Genomic DNA, 14470 nt, shown 5'->3' on the forward strand with positions numbered 1-14470 from the left:
GACAACGATGATTTCCGGGAGGCGGCGCCGACTTCCAGGCAGAGACGGCGACACACGCCGATTCGTTCCCCTGCTGAAGGAGTACGGCCATGAGCAAGGTAGTCACCGGCGCGAGCATGTCCCTCGACGGGTTCATCGCGGGCCCCGGCGAAACCGGTTTCGAGCACCTGTTCGCCTGGTACCAGAGTGGCGACGTGCCGATCGCCAGCACCCACCCCGAGATCCCGTTCACTCTGACCGCCTCCGACGCCGAATACCTGCGAGCCTGGCTCGACGGGGTCGGGGTGTACGTGGTCGGCAAGCGGCTGTTCACGCTGACCAACGGCTGGGGCGGGGTGCATCCGGCGGACAAGCCGATCGTGGTGGTCACCCACACCGTGCCCGAGCAGTGGATCGCCGAGCACCCCGACGCGCCGTTCACCTTCGTGACCGGCGGGGTGAAGGAGGCCATCGACGTGGCGCGCGGCATCGCCGGGGACCGGATGGTCGGTGTCAGCGGCGGTGACGTGGCCCGGCAGTGCCTCGACGAGGGCCTGCTCGACGAGGTCTGGGTCGATCTGGTGCCGGTGCTGCTGGGCAGCGGGGTGCCGCTGCTGGGTGAGCTGGCGAATGCGCCGGTGCTGCTGGACGATCCGGAGATCGTCCCCGGCTCCCGCGTCACCCACCTGAAGTACCGCCTGCGCTGAACCGCGTCCCCGGTTTGCGCTGTCGGCGAACCGGTTGTCGCGGCGCCTCGGTCGCGCGCATCCTGGGATTACGCACTGTAATCACGTAATCGGATGGTGGTCGTCGTGGACGACGAAGCTGCCCTCTCGCCCGGGGACGAGAACCCCGACCCCGTGCCGCCTCCGGGCTTCGGCCCGCCGGACCCCGAGGCCATGGACGCCTACTCGCGCACCGTGATCGCGGTCGCCGCCTCGGTGACCCCGCACGTGGCCAGCGTGCAGACCCCGCGCGGCGGCGGATCGGCGGTGGTGTTCACCGCCGACGGATTCCTGCTCACCAACGCGCACGTGGTCGGCGAGGCGAGCAAGGGAATCGTGGTGTTCGCCGACGGCCTCGAATCGGCCTTCGACGTGGTGGGGGTGGATCCGCTCTCGGATCTGGCGGTGCTGCGCGCCCGCGGCGGCGCGCCCGACGCGGTGCGGCTCGGGGACGCCGACAGCCTGGTGGTCGGGCAGCTGGTGGTGGCGGTCGGTTCTCCGCTGGGGCTGGCCGGGTCGGTGACCGCGGGCGTGGTGAGCGCGCTGGGCCGCTCGGTGCCGGTCGGCAACCGGCGCACCGCGCGCGTCATCGAGGACGTGATCCAGACCGACGCCGCCCTCAATCCCGGCAATTCCGGTGGCGCGCTGGCGGATTCGGCGGGCCGGGTGGTGGGGATCAATACCGCGGTCGCCGGGATCGGGCTGGGTCTGGCGATTCCTATCAACGTCACCACCCGCCGCATCATCAGCACGCTGCTCACCGAGGGCCGGGTCCGGCGCGCCTATCTGGGCGTGGTCGGGGTGCCCGCGCCCCTGCCGACCGCGGTCGCCGCCCGCACCGGGCAGGACGCGGGACTGCGGATCGTGGAGGTGGTGCGCGGCGGGCCCGCCGAACAGGCCGGGCTGCGGCGCGGGGACCTGGTGCTCAGCATCGCGCGCACCGAGATCCGGGACGCGCAGGGCATCCAGCGACAGTTGTTCGCCGACGCCATCGGGCGCACGCTGCCGGTGACGGTGCTGCGCAACGGCGCGATGGTGGATGTGCTGGCGGTGCCGGTCGAGCTGGCCGGCGACTGAACCGGCCGGTCGCGGTCCCCGGCAATCGGTTACGAGGCCGAGCGCTGCTCCGCGTCGCCAGGGTGCCAGATCTCGGCCAGCTCGTCGAGGGGAATGTCCAGGGTGCGGCTCAACGCGACCACGGTCCCGAACGCGGGCGTGGGCAGGCGCCCCGATTCGATCTTGCGCAGGGTCTCCGGGGAAATGCCCGCGCTCGCGGCCACTTCCACCGGGTCGCGGCCGTCGCGGGCGGTACGCAGGGCCGCGCCCAGGCGGCGTCCGGCTTCGAGCTGGGCGGGCGTGAGGGGCAGTCGGACCATACCGGCCACCCTACGGTTGGTATTTAAATACCGCAAGCCGCTAGGGTCGGTATTAAAATACCGATTGATGGAGGTAGTCATGGTGGAACTCAAGAGCCCCGCCGAGATCGACAGCATGCGCGTGACCGGGCAGTTCGTGGCCGGCGTGCTCGCCGAACTGCGGGAGCGGGCCCGGATCGGGGTCAATCTGCTGGAGCTGGAGGCCGTGGTCCGCGAACGCATCCGGGAGCGCGGCGCGGTCTCCTGCTACTGGGACTACTCCCCCAGTTTCGGGCGCGGGCCGTTCCGCAACACCATCTGCCTGTCGGTGAACGATGCCGTGCTGCACGGACTCCCGTTCGACTACACGCTGCGCGACGGCGACGTGCTGAGCATGGATCTGGCGGTGAGCGTCGACGGCTGGGTCGCCGACTCCGCGGTCACAGTCATCGTGGGCAGCCCCGATCCCGAGGACGAACGGCTGATCCGCGCCACCGAAGAGGCCCTGGACGCGGCCATCGCGGTCGCCGAGCCCGGCAACAGCATCGGCGACCTGTCGGCGGCCATCGCCGCCGTGGCCCGCGACCACGGCTACCCGATCAACACCGAATACGGCGGACACGGACTGGGCCGCACCATGCACGAGGACCCGCATGTCCCCAATGCCGGGCGCGCCGGGCGCGGTTTCCGGCTGCGCCCGGGCCTGACCCTGGCGATCGAGCCGTGGTTCGCGCGCGGCACCGACCGCATCGTCACCGACCCCGACGGCTGGACCCTGCGCTCGGCCGACGGTTCGCGCACCGCCCACTCCGAGCACACCATCGCCATCACCGAGGCGGGCCCGCAGGTACTGACCCGCGTCGGGTGACCGGTCAGGCGAGCGGTTCGCCGAAGGTCTGGCGGCCCATGAGGTAGGTGGCCTCGACCGTTAAGGCGCGCAACGACTCCGGCGGCACGGCGCGCGGATTGCCCGACAGCACCACCAGATCCGCGTACTTGCCCGGTTCCAGGCTGCCGATCTCGGTGTCGAGGTGCAGCTGCCAGGCCGCGTCGAGGGTCTGCGCCTTGATCGCGGCGTCGACGCTCAGGCACTGCTCGGCGGCCAGGACGCGGCCGCTGCCGCGCGCGGTGCGGGTGACGGCGGTGGCGATATTGCCGATCGGGTCGGGCGGGGTGACGGTGCCGTCATTGTGGAACGAGATCCGCAACCCCGCGTCCAGCGCCGATTTCGCCGACATCCAGTGCGCGCCGTGTTCGGGACCGAACAGGTCGTCCAGCAGCACGTCACCCCAGTAGTAGACGTGCTCGATGAAGAAACTCACCGTCACCCCGAGCTTGGCGGCGCGCGCGAACTGGTCGGGCCGCATCGCCCCGCAGTGCTCGAGCCGGGGCCGCAGCTCGCCGCTCTTCCCGGCCAAAGCCTTCTCGTAGGCGTCGAGCACCACGTCAGCCGCGTCGCCGTGCACGTGGCAGGCGGGCTGCCAGCCCTGCCCGACGAACGCGGCGGACAGGTCGGTGATCTGTTCGGGGGTGTAGTTCATGCCGCCGTGGTGATGCGGCTCGAGACCCATGCGGGCGGTGGCCTCGTTGGTGAGATAGGGGAACGTGGTGAAGATATTGCCCTGCCAGGGTGATCCGTCCGCCCACAGTTTCATGCCGATGACCCCGAACAGGGCGTCCCCGCCGACGGCCGGGCCGGGCACATGGGCGGCATCGGTGGCCAGTTCCGGGGTTCCCATGGTGTAGGAGCGAATCCGGATCGGGCAGGCCGGGTCCGCGGCCACCGCGGTGTACAGCGTCCCGGAGTCGGCGCTGCCGGTGTGCTCGCTGGCGGTGGCGTATCCGGCGGCCGCCAATTGCCCATAGGCCCAGCGCAATCGGTCGGGCATCCCGCCGCTGACCGACGCCTGCAACGGCTCGGTCAGCGTCAGGATCGCGGCCGCCTCCCGCACCTCGCCGGTCAGTTCGCCGTCGGGCCCGTGCACGTACTCCGCCCCCGGCGGATTCGGGGTGTCGCGAGTGATCCCGGCCTGCCGCAAGGCGGCGGTATTGCCGTACGCGGCATGCCCGCTGTTGGCCACCACCACAACCGGATTCGCGGGCGCGGCGGCATCGAGACTCCGCACGGTCGGCAGCACCAGCCCGGTCTGCAGCAGCACATCGATCCCGTACAACAGGATCGACTCCCCCGCCCGCGCGGTCCGCACCGCCTCGGCCAGCTTCGCGTTCACCCCGTCGCCGGTCGGCACGGTGAACGGCCGCACATCCACCGCGGGTGGCGCGAGCGCGGCGGCGATCTGCGAGGGATGACTGTGCGGTTCCACGAACGCGGGCAACAATGCCCGCCCGCGCAGATCCACCAGCTTCGTGGCGGGCCCACGGTGCGCCATCACCTCGGATTCCGCGCCCACCGCGCTGATCCGCCCGCCGGCGACGGCCAGCGCCTCGACCTCGGGCGCACTGCCCGCAACCGTGACGATCGGCCCACCGGAGAAGATGACATCCGCCGACGCGCCCGATCCCGAGTCGCCAGTCCCGCACGCCACGGCCGACGCCGCCACGGCACTCCCCACCACGAAACTCCGCCTGCTCATCGCCATGCGTCCCTTCCCTGGCCGTCCGCCCACGACGTGGGTTCGACCACCAAGTTACGGTCGCCAACCCCGGCGACGAGCCAAGCCGCCGGCGCGTGTGTCGCACAGCTGAGCCATTGGCTACCATTCAGCTATCTCCATGGGTGGGTTCACCTGCGCGTCTTGCCGTCCCGAGCCTCAGCTGATCGACAGTCACATCCGGATCGCACACTCGGACAGGAGATGTCATGAATCTGGCCTACCTGCGCACGGACGCCGACCGCGCCTTCGGGGTCGGCACCGCACGGGTCCTGGCGCGCGAAGTCGTCGGCGCCGCCCGTGACCTGGGCATCGCTGTCGCCACGGCTCGTGGCGACAGCCGGGTGCGCGCGCCCTTCTGGATGGCTCGCCGCGTTCTCGGCATGGCCGGCACGCCCCTGACGGGCGAGGAGTTGATCCCGCTGCGTTTCGCCACCCCGCGTGAGGACGCGTCGATCATGGTGCGCCGCAATCAGAGCGACCTGCTCATCCTCTGGCAGATCTTCCTGCACCGTTACTACGAGCTCAATGCGGTCTATGACCTCGACGCCGTCATCGGCACCCTGGACACCATCGTCGATCTCGGCGGCAACACCGGGCAGGCCGCGGCCTATTTCACCGCCCGCTACCGGCCGAGACTGCTGCTCACGGTGGAGCCGATCGCCGAGAGCCGGCAGGTGCTGTACCGCAACCGGTCCTTGTCGGGGATGGACTGGATCGTGGAGGATTGCGCCGTGTCCGGCGCACCGGGTGAGCTGGAGTTCGCCGTCAGCGCGTTCTGGGACACCTGCACCGCCGTCCCCGCGGTGTACGAACTGCGCCGGCGACGGCCCTGGCGGCTCGAGAACAGCCTCGCCCGCCCGCCGCGCACCCTGCCCGCGTGCACGGTGGCGCAGCTGCTGGACCGGAACGGTCTCGACCACGTCGACCTGTTGAAGGTCGACGTCGAAGGCAGCGAGGCCGACATCTTCGCCACCCCACAGCCGTGGATGGACACCGTCGACCGCATCGTGCTCGAGGTCCACGACAAGTACATCGACGGCGACGGTGTTCGAAGCACCATGAAACAAGCCGGGTTTCACCGCATCGCACCTCGCCGTCCCGACCCGGCCGGGTTCAACCCCGTGGAACTCTACTGGCGCGACGGACTTCCCGAATGATCGGCGTCGCACCCGTCTCCAACGGCCGGCGGCGCCGCCGGCTCACGGTTGGCACCCCCGGCCGGTGAGCGGGTGAAACACTCTCTGAGAGATACTCATTCGATGGGTATCGACGACGACGCGGCGCGTGACGCCGCCCGGGGCACGGTCGCGGTCGCGCGGCAGGAGCTCACCCAGCGCCGCTTCCCCGAGGGCCAGCGCCGCATCTTCCTGGCCGCCATCGACGCCTTCGCCGAACGCGGCTTCCACGCCACCACCACCCGCGACATCGCCGCCCGCGCGGGTCTGAGCCCGGCCGGGCTGTACGTGCATTTCGGCTCCAAAGAGGAAGTCCTCTACCGCATCTCGCTGTCGTCGATGCGGCTGACCGAACAGGTCGCCACCACCGCGGCCGCCGGAGCGGGCACCGTGGCCGACCGGCTCGCCGCCGTGGTGCGCGACCTGACGGTCTGGCACGCCGAGCACGCCGCCTCGGTCCGGGTCGTCCTGCACCACCTCACCGACCTCACCCCCGAGCACCGCGCCGAGGTCACCGACCTCCAGCTCGCCATTCACCGCCTGGTCCGCGACCTCGTCGCCCGCGGGGTCGGCGACGGCGTGTTCGATGTCGCCGACACCCACGCCGCCACCTTGGCGCTCATGTCGCTGTGCGTGGACACCTCCCGCTGGTACCACGGCGACTACCGCCGCACCCCCGACGAGATCGGCGCCGACTACGCGGCCGTGGCCCTGCGAATAGTCGGCGCCCGCCCCGCCTGATCACTCTCCGGCGGCGGCGATGGCGTCCAGATCTGCCGCCACCGCCGCACGATCGGCGTCGGAGAGTCCCAATCCCTCGATCTCGGCCCGTAGTTCGGCCACCCGCGCGGCTTCGCCTGCGACCGTGGCGATTTCGGCGAGCATCGCCAGCGCCCGGGCCCGGTCGATCAGCGGTGCGGTGGCGGCGTGACGGCGCAGCCCGGTGTCGAGTACGCGGACCGCGGTGGCGTCGTCGTTCTTCGAATCACGGAAGATGCGCGCGTTGTCGAGCACCCGGGCCAGGCCGTCGAGCTGTTTCGAGCCGCCGTATTCGGGATCGGGTTCGTCGCGCTGGATGTAGATGACGGTATTGCCGACCGGATCCACGACCGTGAACCGGGTCTGCCCGGTGCGGAATCGGGTGATGCGCGGGGCGCCGCGGCCGGGCACCTTGCCGTAGCGGGCACGCAGCGCGGCCTTGAATTCCGCGTGCCACGGCTCGACCTCGTCCACGAGCACCAGACAGCCGATATGGGCTCCTTCCGCGGACAGATCCTTCGGTGTGGGCCCGAAATGCAGCTGGAAGCCGTCGCGTTCGACGATTCCGTAGGTGTAGGGCCGGGTCATCTCGTAGGTGACGGTGTATCCCAGTGTCCGGTAGAAATCCAGCGTCTCGGGTAGCTCGCCACCCCAGAGCATCGGTACCGAAACTGCCGCCATCGTGCGCCTCCTCGTGCCGTTCGGGTCGTCGGAACCCAACGTACGGATCGGGGCGGGTACGCGCCTATGACCCGGCGTCGCGCCGGGTCAGCCCGCTCCGGGCAGCCCGTCCACCACGAGATCGACCGCGCCGGAGAGATATTCGGGTGTCAGCGGCCGGCCGCGCAGGAGCAGCCGGAACCAGATGGCCCCGGCCAGTAGATCCATGATGGCGGCGGGATCACAGCCGGGGTCGAGTTCGCCGCGCGCCACGGCCCGTTCGAACACCGGCTGCTCGCGGCCGAGCCGTTCGGCGAAGAACGCGGACCCGACCGCCGCGAGTTGCGGCCGCGCGGGCGCCGCGGCCAGTACCGCGGTCGCCACGGGCGCGGTCGCGGGGTCGGTGAGCATTCCGGCGATGGCCCGCGCCAGGCCCAGCAGGTCGCCGCGCAGGCTGCCGGTGTCCGGCATCGGGAAGCTCAGCAGGTCGGAGTCGGTGAGCGCCGAGGCCAGCAGCGCGTCCTTGGCGGGCCACCACCGGTACAGCGTGGTCTTGTTCACCCCGGATCGCGCGGCCACCGCCTCCATGGTGAGGCCGTCATATCCCTTGTCCGCCAGCAGTTCCAGGGCCGCGGCGAAGATCGCGGCCGCTTGCCGCGGCGCGCCCGCGGTTCGCCGTTCCGGTGTCGTCACCCCACCAAAATACAACACAACGTTGCGTTGCGAACCGATCCCTGCTGTGATTGCAACGCAACGTAGCGTTGCATTCGAGTCGGGAGGACGCCATGACGACAACACCGATCCTGCTGGTCCACGGCATTCGATTGAGCTCCGCCTGCTGGGGGCAGGTCAGCGAACACCTCGCCCCGCGGCATCCGGTGCTGGCCATCGATCTACCCGGGCACGGCCGCCGCCGTGGCGAGCGATTCACCCTGCCGGGCGCGATCGAGGCCGTGCGCGCGGGAATCGATCAACTCGGCGGCGAGGCGGTGGTCGTCGGCCATTCACTGGGCGGCCAGGTCTCGATCGCGGCCGCCGCGGCCCACCCGGAGCAGGTGACCGGCCTGGTCGTCGCGGGCGCGAGCGTGACTCCGAGCCGGGCCCTCGCGACCCCGTTCCTGCTCATGCACCGCGTCCTGACCGCCCGCGCCGACGGCGGACAAGCCGTCAGCGAGCGGGTCTTCGACCGGGTACTGCCGCCCCGGGTCGCCGCCGACATCGCGCGCGGGGGCATCACGACCGAGGCCATTCCCGATGTGATGGCCGCCCTCACCGCATTCGATCCGGTCGCCGCGCTGGCCGGGTATCGCGGGCCCGTGCGCCTGATCAACGGCGGCCACGACCACTTCCGCCTCGGCGAACAGCGTTTCCTGCACGCCGCCCCCGACGCCCGGCTGCTGGTCGTGCCGCGTTCGGGGCACTATCTCCCGCTCACCCACGGTGCGGCCTTCGCCGACCTGGTCGCCGATTTCGCCGCGTCCCGGGACCTCGTGCGCCTGGGAGCGTCCGGCGGCCATACCGGATAGGCTGCGGGCGTGGACAACCCGTTCGGGCCCGTGGGCACCGCGAACTACGTCAACCTGACCACCTACAAGAAGGACGGCACCGCGGTGGCGACGCCGCTGTGGGCCGCGCTCGACGGCGGCCGCCTCTACGTGTGGACGGTCACCGACAGCTGGAAGGTCAAGCGCATCCGGCGCAACCCCGACGTGACGCTGCAACCCTGCGATGTGCGCGGCAAGACGCACGGCGAGATCGTGAAGGGGCGCGCGACGGTGCTCGACGACGCGGGCAGCGACCGCGTGCGGGATCTCATCAAGCGCAAGTACGGGATCCTGGGCTGGCTGACCATCATGGGAAGCAAGCTGCGCCGCGGCGACGCGGGCACCATCGGCATCGAGATCCTTCCGGCATAAGCGAATTCACGCCACGTCGCCGAACCGACCGGTCCGGCGACGTGGTTTCGCGCTACCTGCTTCCGGATCGGTCGATCACGGCTGGTCGTTCGCGATGATCGCGCCGATCAAACCGCCGACACCGCAACCGATCACGGCGCCGACCAGGAAGAACCAGACGCCGATCACAGCCCCGACCACACAGCCGATGAGCGCCCCGGCGACGACCGATCCGGCATTGGCCACGGTCTGCAAGGCGACGACATCACCGTTGGGTGCGGCGACATCGGCCGGATTCGCCGGTCGCACCGTCAATTCGGTCGCGTCGGCGTTCACCTCGGGGACGACGGTGACGGTGCGGTCGGCGGCCTGGTAGACCAGCGGCAGCGCCGCGAGGGTCGCCCCCGAGGGCGCGATGATGTTCACCGCGCCGCCGGCGAGCTCGAAATGGCCCGAGGCCAGCGTGGTGGTGACCGCGCTGCGGTCCTGGGCCAGGGAGATGGAGTAGTCGACACCCCGGTCCACCCCGCTGATTCCCGGTGCCGCGACAGCGGGTTCGCCGTGAGCGGTCACCGTGGCCACGCACAGCGCGGCGACGGACAGCAGAGCGGTAGCGGCGATCTTGGCGATTCTCATGATGGTTCCCTACGTCGAGGGACCGATTCACCGCATGACCGAATAAACGTCCGTACCATCATGGGACGCCGTGAGACACGACTCGGACGCACACACCCGGACCGCTGCGAATCGGGGATTCCCCACTTCGAATTATTCGGTCCGGCAATATGACTCGCATATCACCGGAGGCCCCGCCGCTTCCCCGAGCCCGACGCCGGGTCCGATTCTCATACTCCTCTTACGAACCGGCGGTGGGAACCCCCCTGTACCGGGGTTGTCCGCTGCTGTCCTGCGGGCCACCCCGGTCCGGGTACGCGAAATCGCCTACTCCAGTTCGCCTTCGGTCTCCAGGTAGACCTGCCGCAGCCGGTCCAGGGTGGCGGTGTCGGGCTGCTCCCACAGCTTCCGCTCCGCCGCCTCCAGCAAACGTTCCGCGATCCCGTGCAGCGCCCAGGGATTGGACTGCTCCATGAACTTGCGGTTGGTCTCGTCGAAAACGTAGGACTCGGCCAGCTTTTCGTACATCCAGTCGGCGACCACATTGGTGGTGGCGTCGTAACCGAACAGGTAGTCGACGGTGGCGGCCATCTCGAAGGCGCCCTTGTAGCCGTGCCGGCGCATGGCCTCGATCCAGCGCGGGTTCACCACGCGCGCCCGGAACACCCGGGTGGTCTCCTCCGACAGGGTGCGGGTGCGGACCGCGTCCGGGCGGGTGCTGTCGCCGATGTACGCCTCGGGGTTCGACCCGGTGAACGCGCGCACCGCGGCCACCATGCCGCCGTGATACTGGAAGTAGTCGTCGGAGTCGGCGATGTCGTGTTCGCGGGTGTCGGTGTTCTTGGCCGCCACCGCGATTCGCTTGTACGCGGTCCGCATGTCGTCGGCGGCGGGCGCGCCGTCGAGGTCGCGACCGTAGGCGAATCCGCCCCACGCGGTGTACACCCGGGCCAGGTCGTCGTCGGTGCGCCAGCTCTTGGAGTCGATGAGCTGCAGCAGGCCCGCCCCGTAGGTGCCGGGCTTGGAGCCGAAAATGCGTGTGGTGGCGCGGCGTTCGTCGCCGTGCTCGGCCAGGTCGGCCTGGGCGTGGGCGCGCACGTAGTTCCGGTCGGCGGGCTCGTCGAGTCCGGCGGCCAGGCGCACCGCGTCGTCGAGCAGCGCCAGCACGTGCGGGAAGGCGTCGCGGAAGAAGCCGCTGATCCGCACGGTCACGTCGATGCGCGGACGGCCCAGCTCCTCGAGCGTGATGGCTTCCAGGCGGGTGACGCGGCGGCTGGCCTCGTCCCACACCGGCCGCACGCCCAGCAGCGCGAACACCTCGGCGATATCGTCGCCGGAGGTGCGCATGGCCGAAGTGCCCCACACCGACAGGCCCACCGACCGCGGGTACTCGCCGTGGTCGGCCAGATAGCGGGCCAGCAGCGAATCCGCCATGGCCTGACCGGTTTCCCACGCCAGCCGCGACGGCACCGCCTTCGGGTCGACGGAGTAGAAGTTGCGGCCGGTGGGCAGCACGTTGATCAGACCGCGCAGCGGCGAACCACTCGGTCCGGCCGGAATGAAACCGCCATTCAGCGCGTGCAGGATGCGAGCCACCTCGACACCGGTCTGCCGCAACCGCGGCACCACCTCGGTGGCGGCGAAGCCCAGCACCCGGCGCGTCTCGGCCAGGCGCGCGGCGACATCGGTGAGGCCCGCGGCCACGGCCGCCTCCCCGCCGAACACGCCCTCGGTCACCGCGTCGATGGCGTCGACGTCCCAGTCGACTTCCAGCATGCCCGAGACCAGTTCGCGCGCCAGCTGCTCGAAGGCGTCCACCCGCTCGCGCTTCTCGTCACCGGATTCGCTGAGCCCCAGCGCCTCTCGCAGACCGGGCACATTGACCTCGCCGCCCCACAGCTGGCGGGCGCGCAGCATGGCCAGCACCAGGTCGACCTCGGCCTCCCCCGCCGGGGCCTGGCCGAGCACGTGCAGGCCGTCGCGGATCTGCACGTCCTTGATCTCGCACAGCCAGCCGTCGACGTGCAGCAGCATGTCGTCGAAGACCTCTTCGTCCGGGCGTTCGGTGAGCCCGAGGTCGTGGTCCATCTTGGCCGCGCGCATGAGCGTCCAGATCTGCTGGCGGATGGCGGGCAGCTTGGCCGGGTCGAGCGCGGAGATATTGGCGTGCTCGTCGAGCAGCTGCTCGAGCCGCGAGATGTCGCCGTAGGTCTCGGCGCGCGCCATGGGCGGGATCAGGTGGTCGACCAGGGTGGCGTGGGCGCGGCGCTTGGCCTGGGTGCCCTCGCCCGGGTCGTTGACCAGGAACGGGTAGATCAGCGGCAGATCGCCGAGGGCGGCATCGGTGCCGCAGGAGGCGGACATGCCGAGGGTCTTGCCGGGCAGCCACTCCAGGTTGCCGTGCTTGCCCAGGTGCACCACGGCGTCGGCGGCGAAGCCCTCCGCGACGGCCAGCCAGCGGTAGGCGGCCAGGTAGTGGTGGCTCGGCGGCAGGTCCGGGTCGTGGTAGATGGCGACCGGGTTCTCACCGAAACCGCGCGGCGGCTGCACGATCAGCACCACATTGCCGAAACGCAAGGCGGCGATGACGATCTCGCCCTTCGGGTCGGCGGAGCGGTCCACGTACAGCTCACCCGGCGGCGGGCCCCACGCCTCGACGACCGCCTCGCGCAGGTCCTCCGGCAGGGTCTCGAACCAGCCGGTGTAGAGGTCCGCGCCGATGCGAATCGGGTTGCCCTCCAGCTGTTCCTGGCTCAGCCAGTCCGGGTCCTGCCCGCCGGCGGCGATGAGCGCGTGGATCAGGGCGTCGCCGTCCGCGGCCTCCAGGCCCGGGATCTCGCCGGGCGCGCCGAGGTCGTAACCGGCCTCGCGCATCTCGGTGAGCAGCCGGATGGCGCTGGCGGGGGTGTCCAGGCCGACGGCATTGCCGATGCGGGCATGCTTGGTCGGGTACGCCGACAGCACGATCGCGACCTTCTTGCGCTCGACCGGAATGTGGCGCAGCCGCGCGTAGCGCACCGCGATACCCGCCACCCGGGCCGCGCGCTCGGCGTCGGGCACATACGACGACAGCCCGTCGGCGTCGAACTCCTTGAACGAGAACGGGACCGTGATGATGCGGCCGTCGAACTCCGGCACCGCCACCTGGGTGGCGACATCCAGCGGCGACAGGCCGTCGTCATTGGCCTCCCACTGCTCACGCCCGCTGGTCAGGCACAAGCCCTGCAGGATCGGCACATCCAGGTCCGCGAGCGCGCCCACGTCCCAGGCCTCGTCGTCGCCGCCGGCCGAGGCGGTCGCGGGCTTGGTGCCGCCCGCCGCCAGCACCGTCACCACCAGAGCGTCGGCGGCGCCGAGCGTGGCGAGCAGCTCCGGCTCCGCGGTACGCAGCGAGGCGCAGTAGATCGGCAGCGCGCGAGCGCCCTTGGCCTCGATGGCGGTGCACAGCGCGTCGATGTAGGCGGTGTTCCCGGCCAAGTGCTGGGCGCGGTAGTAGACCACGGCCACGGTCGGCGCGTCGTCCGGAACCGGGCAGGCGTGCCGTTCCAGCTCACCCCAGCTCGGCATCTCGACCGGCGGCTCGAACCCCTCGCCGGTGAGCAGCACCGTGTCGGACAGGAAGTGGTGCAGCTGCAGCAGGTTTCGCGGGCCGCCCGCGGCCAGGTAGTTGTGGGCGTCGGCCGCGACGCCGCCGGGCACGGTCGAGCACTCCATCAGCTCGGCGTCGGGCGCGATCTCACCGCCGAGGGCGACCATCGGAATTCCGCTGGCGCGCACCGTCTCGAGGCCCTCCTCCCAGGCCCGCTTCCCGCCCAGCACACGCACGATCACCAGCGACACACCGTTCAGCAGGACCGGCAGGTCGTCCGGCAGCAGCCGGGCCGGATTGGCCAGCCGGTAGGCGGCGCCGCTGGCGCGCGCGCTCAGCAGATCGGTGTCGGAGGTGGACAGCAACAGGATCAAGGGTCTCGGCCTTCCTAGGGTGACGCGCCCAGCACGGTTCGGCGCTCGCCGGGAAGGTCTGACTGTCACAGTGGCGCGACCGCACCGGAATTGCACCGGCTTTCTTCCGTTCGACGAGCTCGCCGATGCTATCGCGCCGCCGTCGCGGGCCCGATATCGCGCCCGCGTCGGCGCCGGCGGGCACCGATCACAGTGCGGCCAATCCTGGCTCGCACCCCTGCGGAACCGACCGGTCGGCGCGTACGCTGCCGGTATGCCACTCACTCCAGGATGGGTCAGGCGGAACCGCTTTGCTGCCTGGTCGGGATACTTTTGCGTACTGGTTGCCTTCGCGACGCTGGCCATGGCTCTCACGGCCGCCGGCACCGGTCACTCGCAGTGGGCGCTCATCGCCGGGATCATCTGCGCGTCGACCATCCTGTTCGGCCTCACGGTCATGAGCACCACCGTGCACCGCGACCACGCCGACCACCACAATGTCCCCAGCCTGCTCAACGACACCTGGGAAACGACGCCCGCTTTCGCCCGCCGCCGCGGGGCGCCGGCGGCCATCGAACCGCACCGCGCGGGCTGAACCGCCCGGCGAATCGACCGATCCGGCAACCCCACTCCGAGACTCCCCCGTCCCGGAGTCTTTTCTTTGTCCCCGCCACACCGGAACACATATTTTGATTGCAATATCTCCAAATGTAGATAGTGACCGAGTGAACCCGACCCCCGGGCGGCCGT

The 14470-nt window shown here is 70.5% G+C and carries 14 protein-coding genes and 1 riboswitch; of the genes, 8 read left to right on the forward strand and 6 right to left on the reverse strand.

All coding sequences use genetic code 11. The features are described 5' to 3' along the window. The first annotated feature begins 89 nt into the window (after positions 1–89). Together ACQPYY_RS18535 and ACQPYY_RS18540 are read left to right on the forward strand one after the other, a co-directional pair. A complete protein-coding gene (locus ACQPYY_RS18535) occupies positions 90–686 on the forward strand; it encodes a dihydrofolate reductase family protein (RefSeq protein ID WP_379099988.1) in 597 nt (198 codons plus the stop codon). 192 nt (positions 687–878) lie between these two features. Beyond that, positions 879–1781 (forward strand): S1C family serine protease, encoded by a 903-nt coding sequence (locus tag ACQPYY_RS18540; RefSeq protein ID WP_379100292.1) that lies wholly within the window; start codon positions 879–881, stop codon positions 1779–1781. A gap of 29 nt (positions 1782–1810) precedes the next feature. Here ACQPYY_RS18540 and ACQPYY_RS18545 read toward each other — a convergent pair whose 3' ends face one another. Further along, positions 1811–2080 (reverse strand): helix-turn-helix domain-containing protein, encoded by a 270-nt coding sequence (locus ACQPYY_RS18545; protein ID WP_357276106.1) that lies wholly within the window; start codon positions 2078–2080, stop codon positions 1811–1813. A 79-nt stretch (positions 2081–2159) separates the two neighbouring features. On the opposite strand from ACQPYY_RS18545, the gene map reads away from it, so the two are divergent. Beyond that, the gene (map, locus tag ACQPYY_RS18550; protein WP_433590328.1) at positions 2160–2927 is read left to right on the forward strand and encodes a type I methionyl aminopeptidase; all 768 of its coding nucleotides are present in this window, start codon (positions 2160–2162) and stop codon (positions 2925–2927) included. A 4-nt stretch (positions 2928–2931) separates the two neighbouring features. On the opposite strand, the gene ACQPYY_RS18555 is transcribed toward map, so the two are convergent. Further along, a complete protein-coding gene (locus ACQPYY_RS18555) occupies positions 2932–4659 on the reverse strand; it encodes an amidohydrolase (protein WP_433590329.1) in 1728 nt (575 codons plus the stop codon). 221 nt (positions 4660–4880) lie between these two features. Here ACQPYY_RS18555 and ACQPYY_RS18560 point away from each other — a divergent pair, with 221 nt between their 5' ends. Further along, on the forward strand, positions 4881–5831 hold the full coding sequence (locus ACQPYY_RS18560) for an FkbM family methyltransferase (protein WP_433590330.1): 951 nt from the start codon (positions 4881–4883) through the stop codon (positions 5829–5831). 102 nt (positions 5832–5933) lie between these two features. Further along, positions 5934–6590 carry a TetR/AcrR family transcriptional regulator gene (locus ACQPYY_RS18565; RefSeq protein ID WP_433590331.1) on the forward strand — a complete coding sequence of 219 codons (657 nt, stop codon included), beginning with the start codon at positions 5934–5936 and terminating at the stop codon, positions 6588–6590. On the opposite strand, the gene ACQPYY_RS18570 is transcribed toward ACQPYY_RS18565, so the two are convergent. Together ACQPYY_RS18570 and ACQPYY_RS18575 are read right to left on the reverse strand one after the other, a co-directional pair. After that, on the reverse strand, positions 6591–7289 hold the full coding sequence (locus ACQPYY_RS18570; RefSeq protein WP_433590332.1) for a glyoxalase: 699 nt from the start codon (positions 7287–7289) through the stop codon (positions 6591–6593). It lies immediately after the preceding gene. A gap of 87 nt (positions 7290–7376) precedes the next feature. Then, the gene (locus ACQPYY_RS18575) at positions 7377–7961 is read right to left on the reverse strand and encodes a TetR/AcrR family transcriptional regulator (protein ID WP_433590333.1); all 585 of its coding nucleotides are present in this window, start codon (positions 7959–7961) and stop codon (positions 7377–7379) included. 92 nt (positions 7962–8053) lie between these two features. Between ACQPYY_RS18575 and ACQPYY_RS18580 the strand changes: the two genes are divergently transcribed. Continuing rightward, positions 8054–8794, forward strand: coding sequence for an alpha/beta fold hydrolase (locus ACQPYY_RS18580; RefSeq protein ID WP_433590334.1), 741 nt, complete (start codon positions 8054–8056; stop codon positions 8792–8794). A 9-nt stretch (positions 8795–8803) separates the two neighbouring features. Then, on the forward strand, positions 8804–9184 hold the full coding sequence (locus tag ACQPYY_RS18585) for a PPOX class F420-dependent oxidoreductase (protein WP_379100006.1): 381 nt from the start codon (positions 8804–8806) through the stop codon (positions 9182–9184). A gap of 75 nt (positions 9185–9259) precedes the next feature. On the opposite strand, the gene ACQPYY_RS18590 is transcribed toward ACQPYY_RS18585, so the two are convergent. Together ACQPYY_RS18590 and cobN are read right to left on the reverse strand one after the other, a co-directional pair. Then, positions 9260–9799, reverse strand: coding sequence for a hypothetical protein (locus tag ACQPYY_RS18590; RefSeq protein WP_379100008.1), 540 nt, complete (start codon positions 9797–9799; stop codon positions 9260–9262). A 306-nt stretch (positions 9800–10105) separates the two neighbouring features. Further along, entirely contained in the window at positions 10106–13741 is a 3636-nt protein-coding gene (gene cobN / locus ACQPYY_RS18595) for a cobaltochelatase subunit CobN (protein ID WP_433590335.1), read from the reverse strand. A 45-nt stretch (positions 13742–13786) separates the two neighbouring features. Next, positions 13787–13858, reverse strand: a riboswitch (adenosylcobalamin-variant (AdoCbl-variant) riboswitch). Between the two features lie 226 nt (positions 13859–14084). On the opposite strand from cobN, the gene ACQPYY_RS18600 reads away from it, so the two are divergent. Continuing rightward, the gene (locus tag ACQPYY_RS18600) at positions 14085–14315 is read left to right on the forward strand and encodes a hypothetical protein (protein WP_379100011.1); all 231 of its coding nucleotides are present in this window, start codon (positions 14085–14087) and stop codon (positions 14313–14315) included. Positions 14316–14470 lie beyond the last annotated feature (155 nt).

Origin of the sequence: Nocardia sp. CA-145437, assembly GCF_050956485.1 — a bacterium.
In the GTDB taxonomy this organism is placed as follows: Bacteria; Actinomycetota; Actinomycetes; order Mycobacteriales; family Mycobacteriaceae; genus Nocardia.

Bases quoted from the DNA above. Each gene is read 5' to 3' on its own strand.
- ACQPYY_RS18535 (WP_379099988.1), top strand. From the start codon at position 90: ATGAGCAAGGTAGTCACCGGCGCGAGCATGTCCCTCGACGGGTTCATC.
- ACQPYY_RS18540 (WP_379100292.1), top strand. From the start codon at position 879: ATGGACGCCTACTCGCGCACCGTGATCGCGGTCGCCGCCTCGGTGACC.
- ACQPYY_RS18545 (WP_357276106.1), bottom strand. From the start codon at position 2,080: ATGGTCCGACTGCCCCTCACGCCCGCCCAGCTCGAAGCCGGACGCCGC.
- map (WP_433590328.1), top strand. From the start codon at position 2,160: ATGGTGGAACTCAAGAGCCCCGCCGAGATCGACAGCATGCGCGTGACC.
- ACQPYY_RS18555 (WP_433590329.1), bottom strand. From the start codon at position 4,659: ATGGCGATGAGCAGGCGGAGTTTCGTGGTGGGGAGTGCCGTGGCGGCG.
- ACQPYY_RS18560 (WP_433590330.1), top strand. From the start codon at position 4,881: ATGAATCTGGCCTACCTGCGCACGGACGCCGACCGCGCCTTCGGGGTC.
- ACQPYY_RS18565 (WP_433590331.1), top strand. From the start codon at position 5,934: ATGGGTATCGACGACGACGCGGCGCGTGACGCCGCCCGGGGCACGGTC.
- ACQPYY_RS18570 (WP_433590332.1), bottom strand. From the start codon at position 7,289: ATGGCGGCAGTTTCGGTACCGATGCTCTGGGGTGGCGAGCTACCCGAG.
- ACQPYY_RS18580 (WP_433590334.1), top strand. From the start codon at position 8,054: ATGACGACAACACCGATCCTGCTGGTCCACGGCATTCGATTGAGCTCC.
- ACQPYY_RS18590 (WP_379100008.1), bottom strand. From the start codon at position 9,799: ATGAGAATCGCCAAGATCGCCGCTACCGCTCTGCTGTCCGTCGCCGCG.
- ACQPYY_RS18600 (WP_379100011.1), top strand. From the start codon at position 14,085: ATGGCTCTCACGGCCGCCGGCACCGGTCACTCGCAGTGGGCGCTCATC.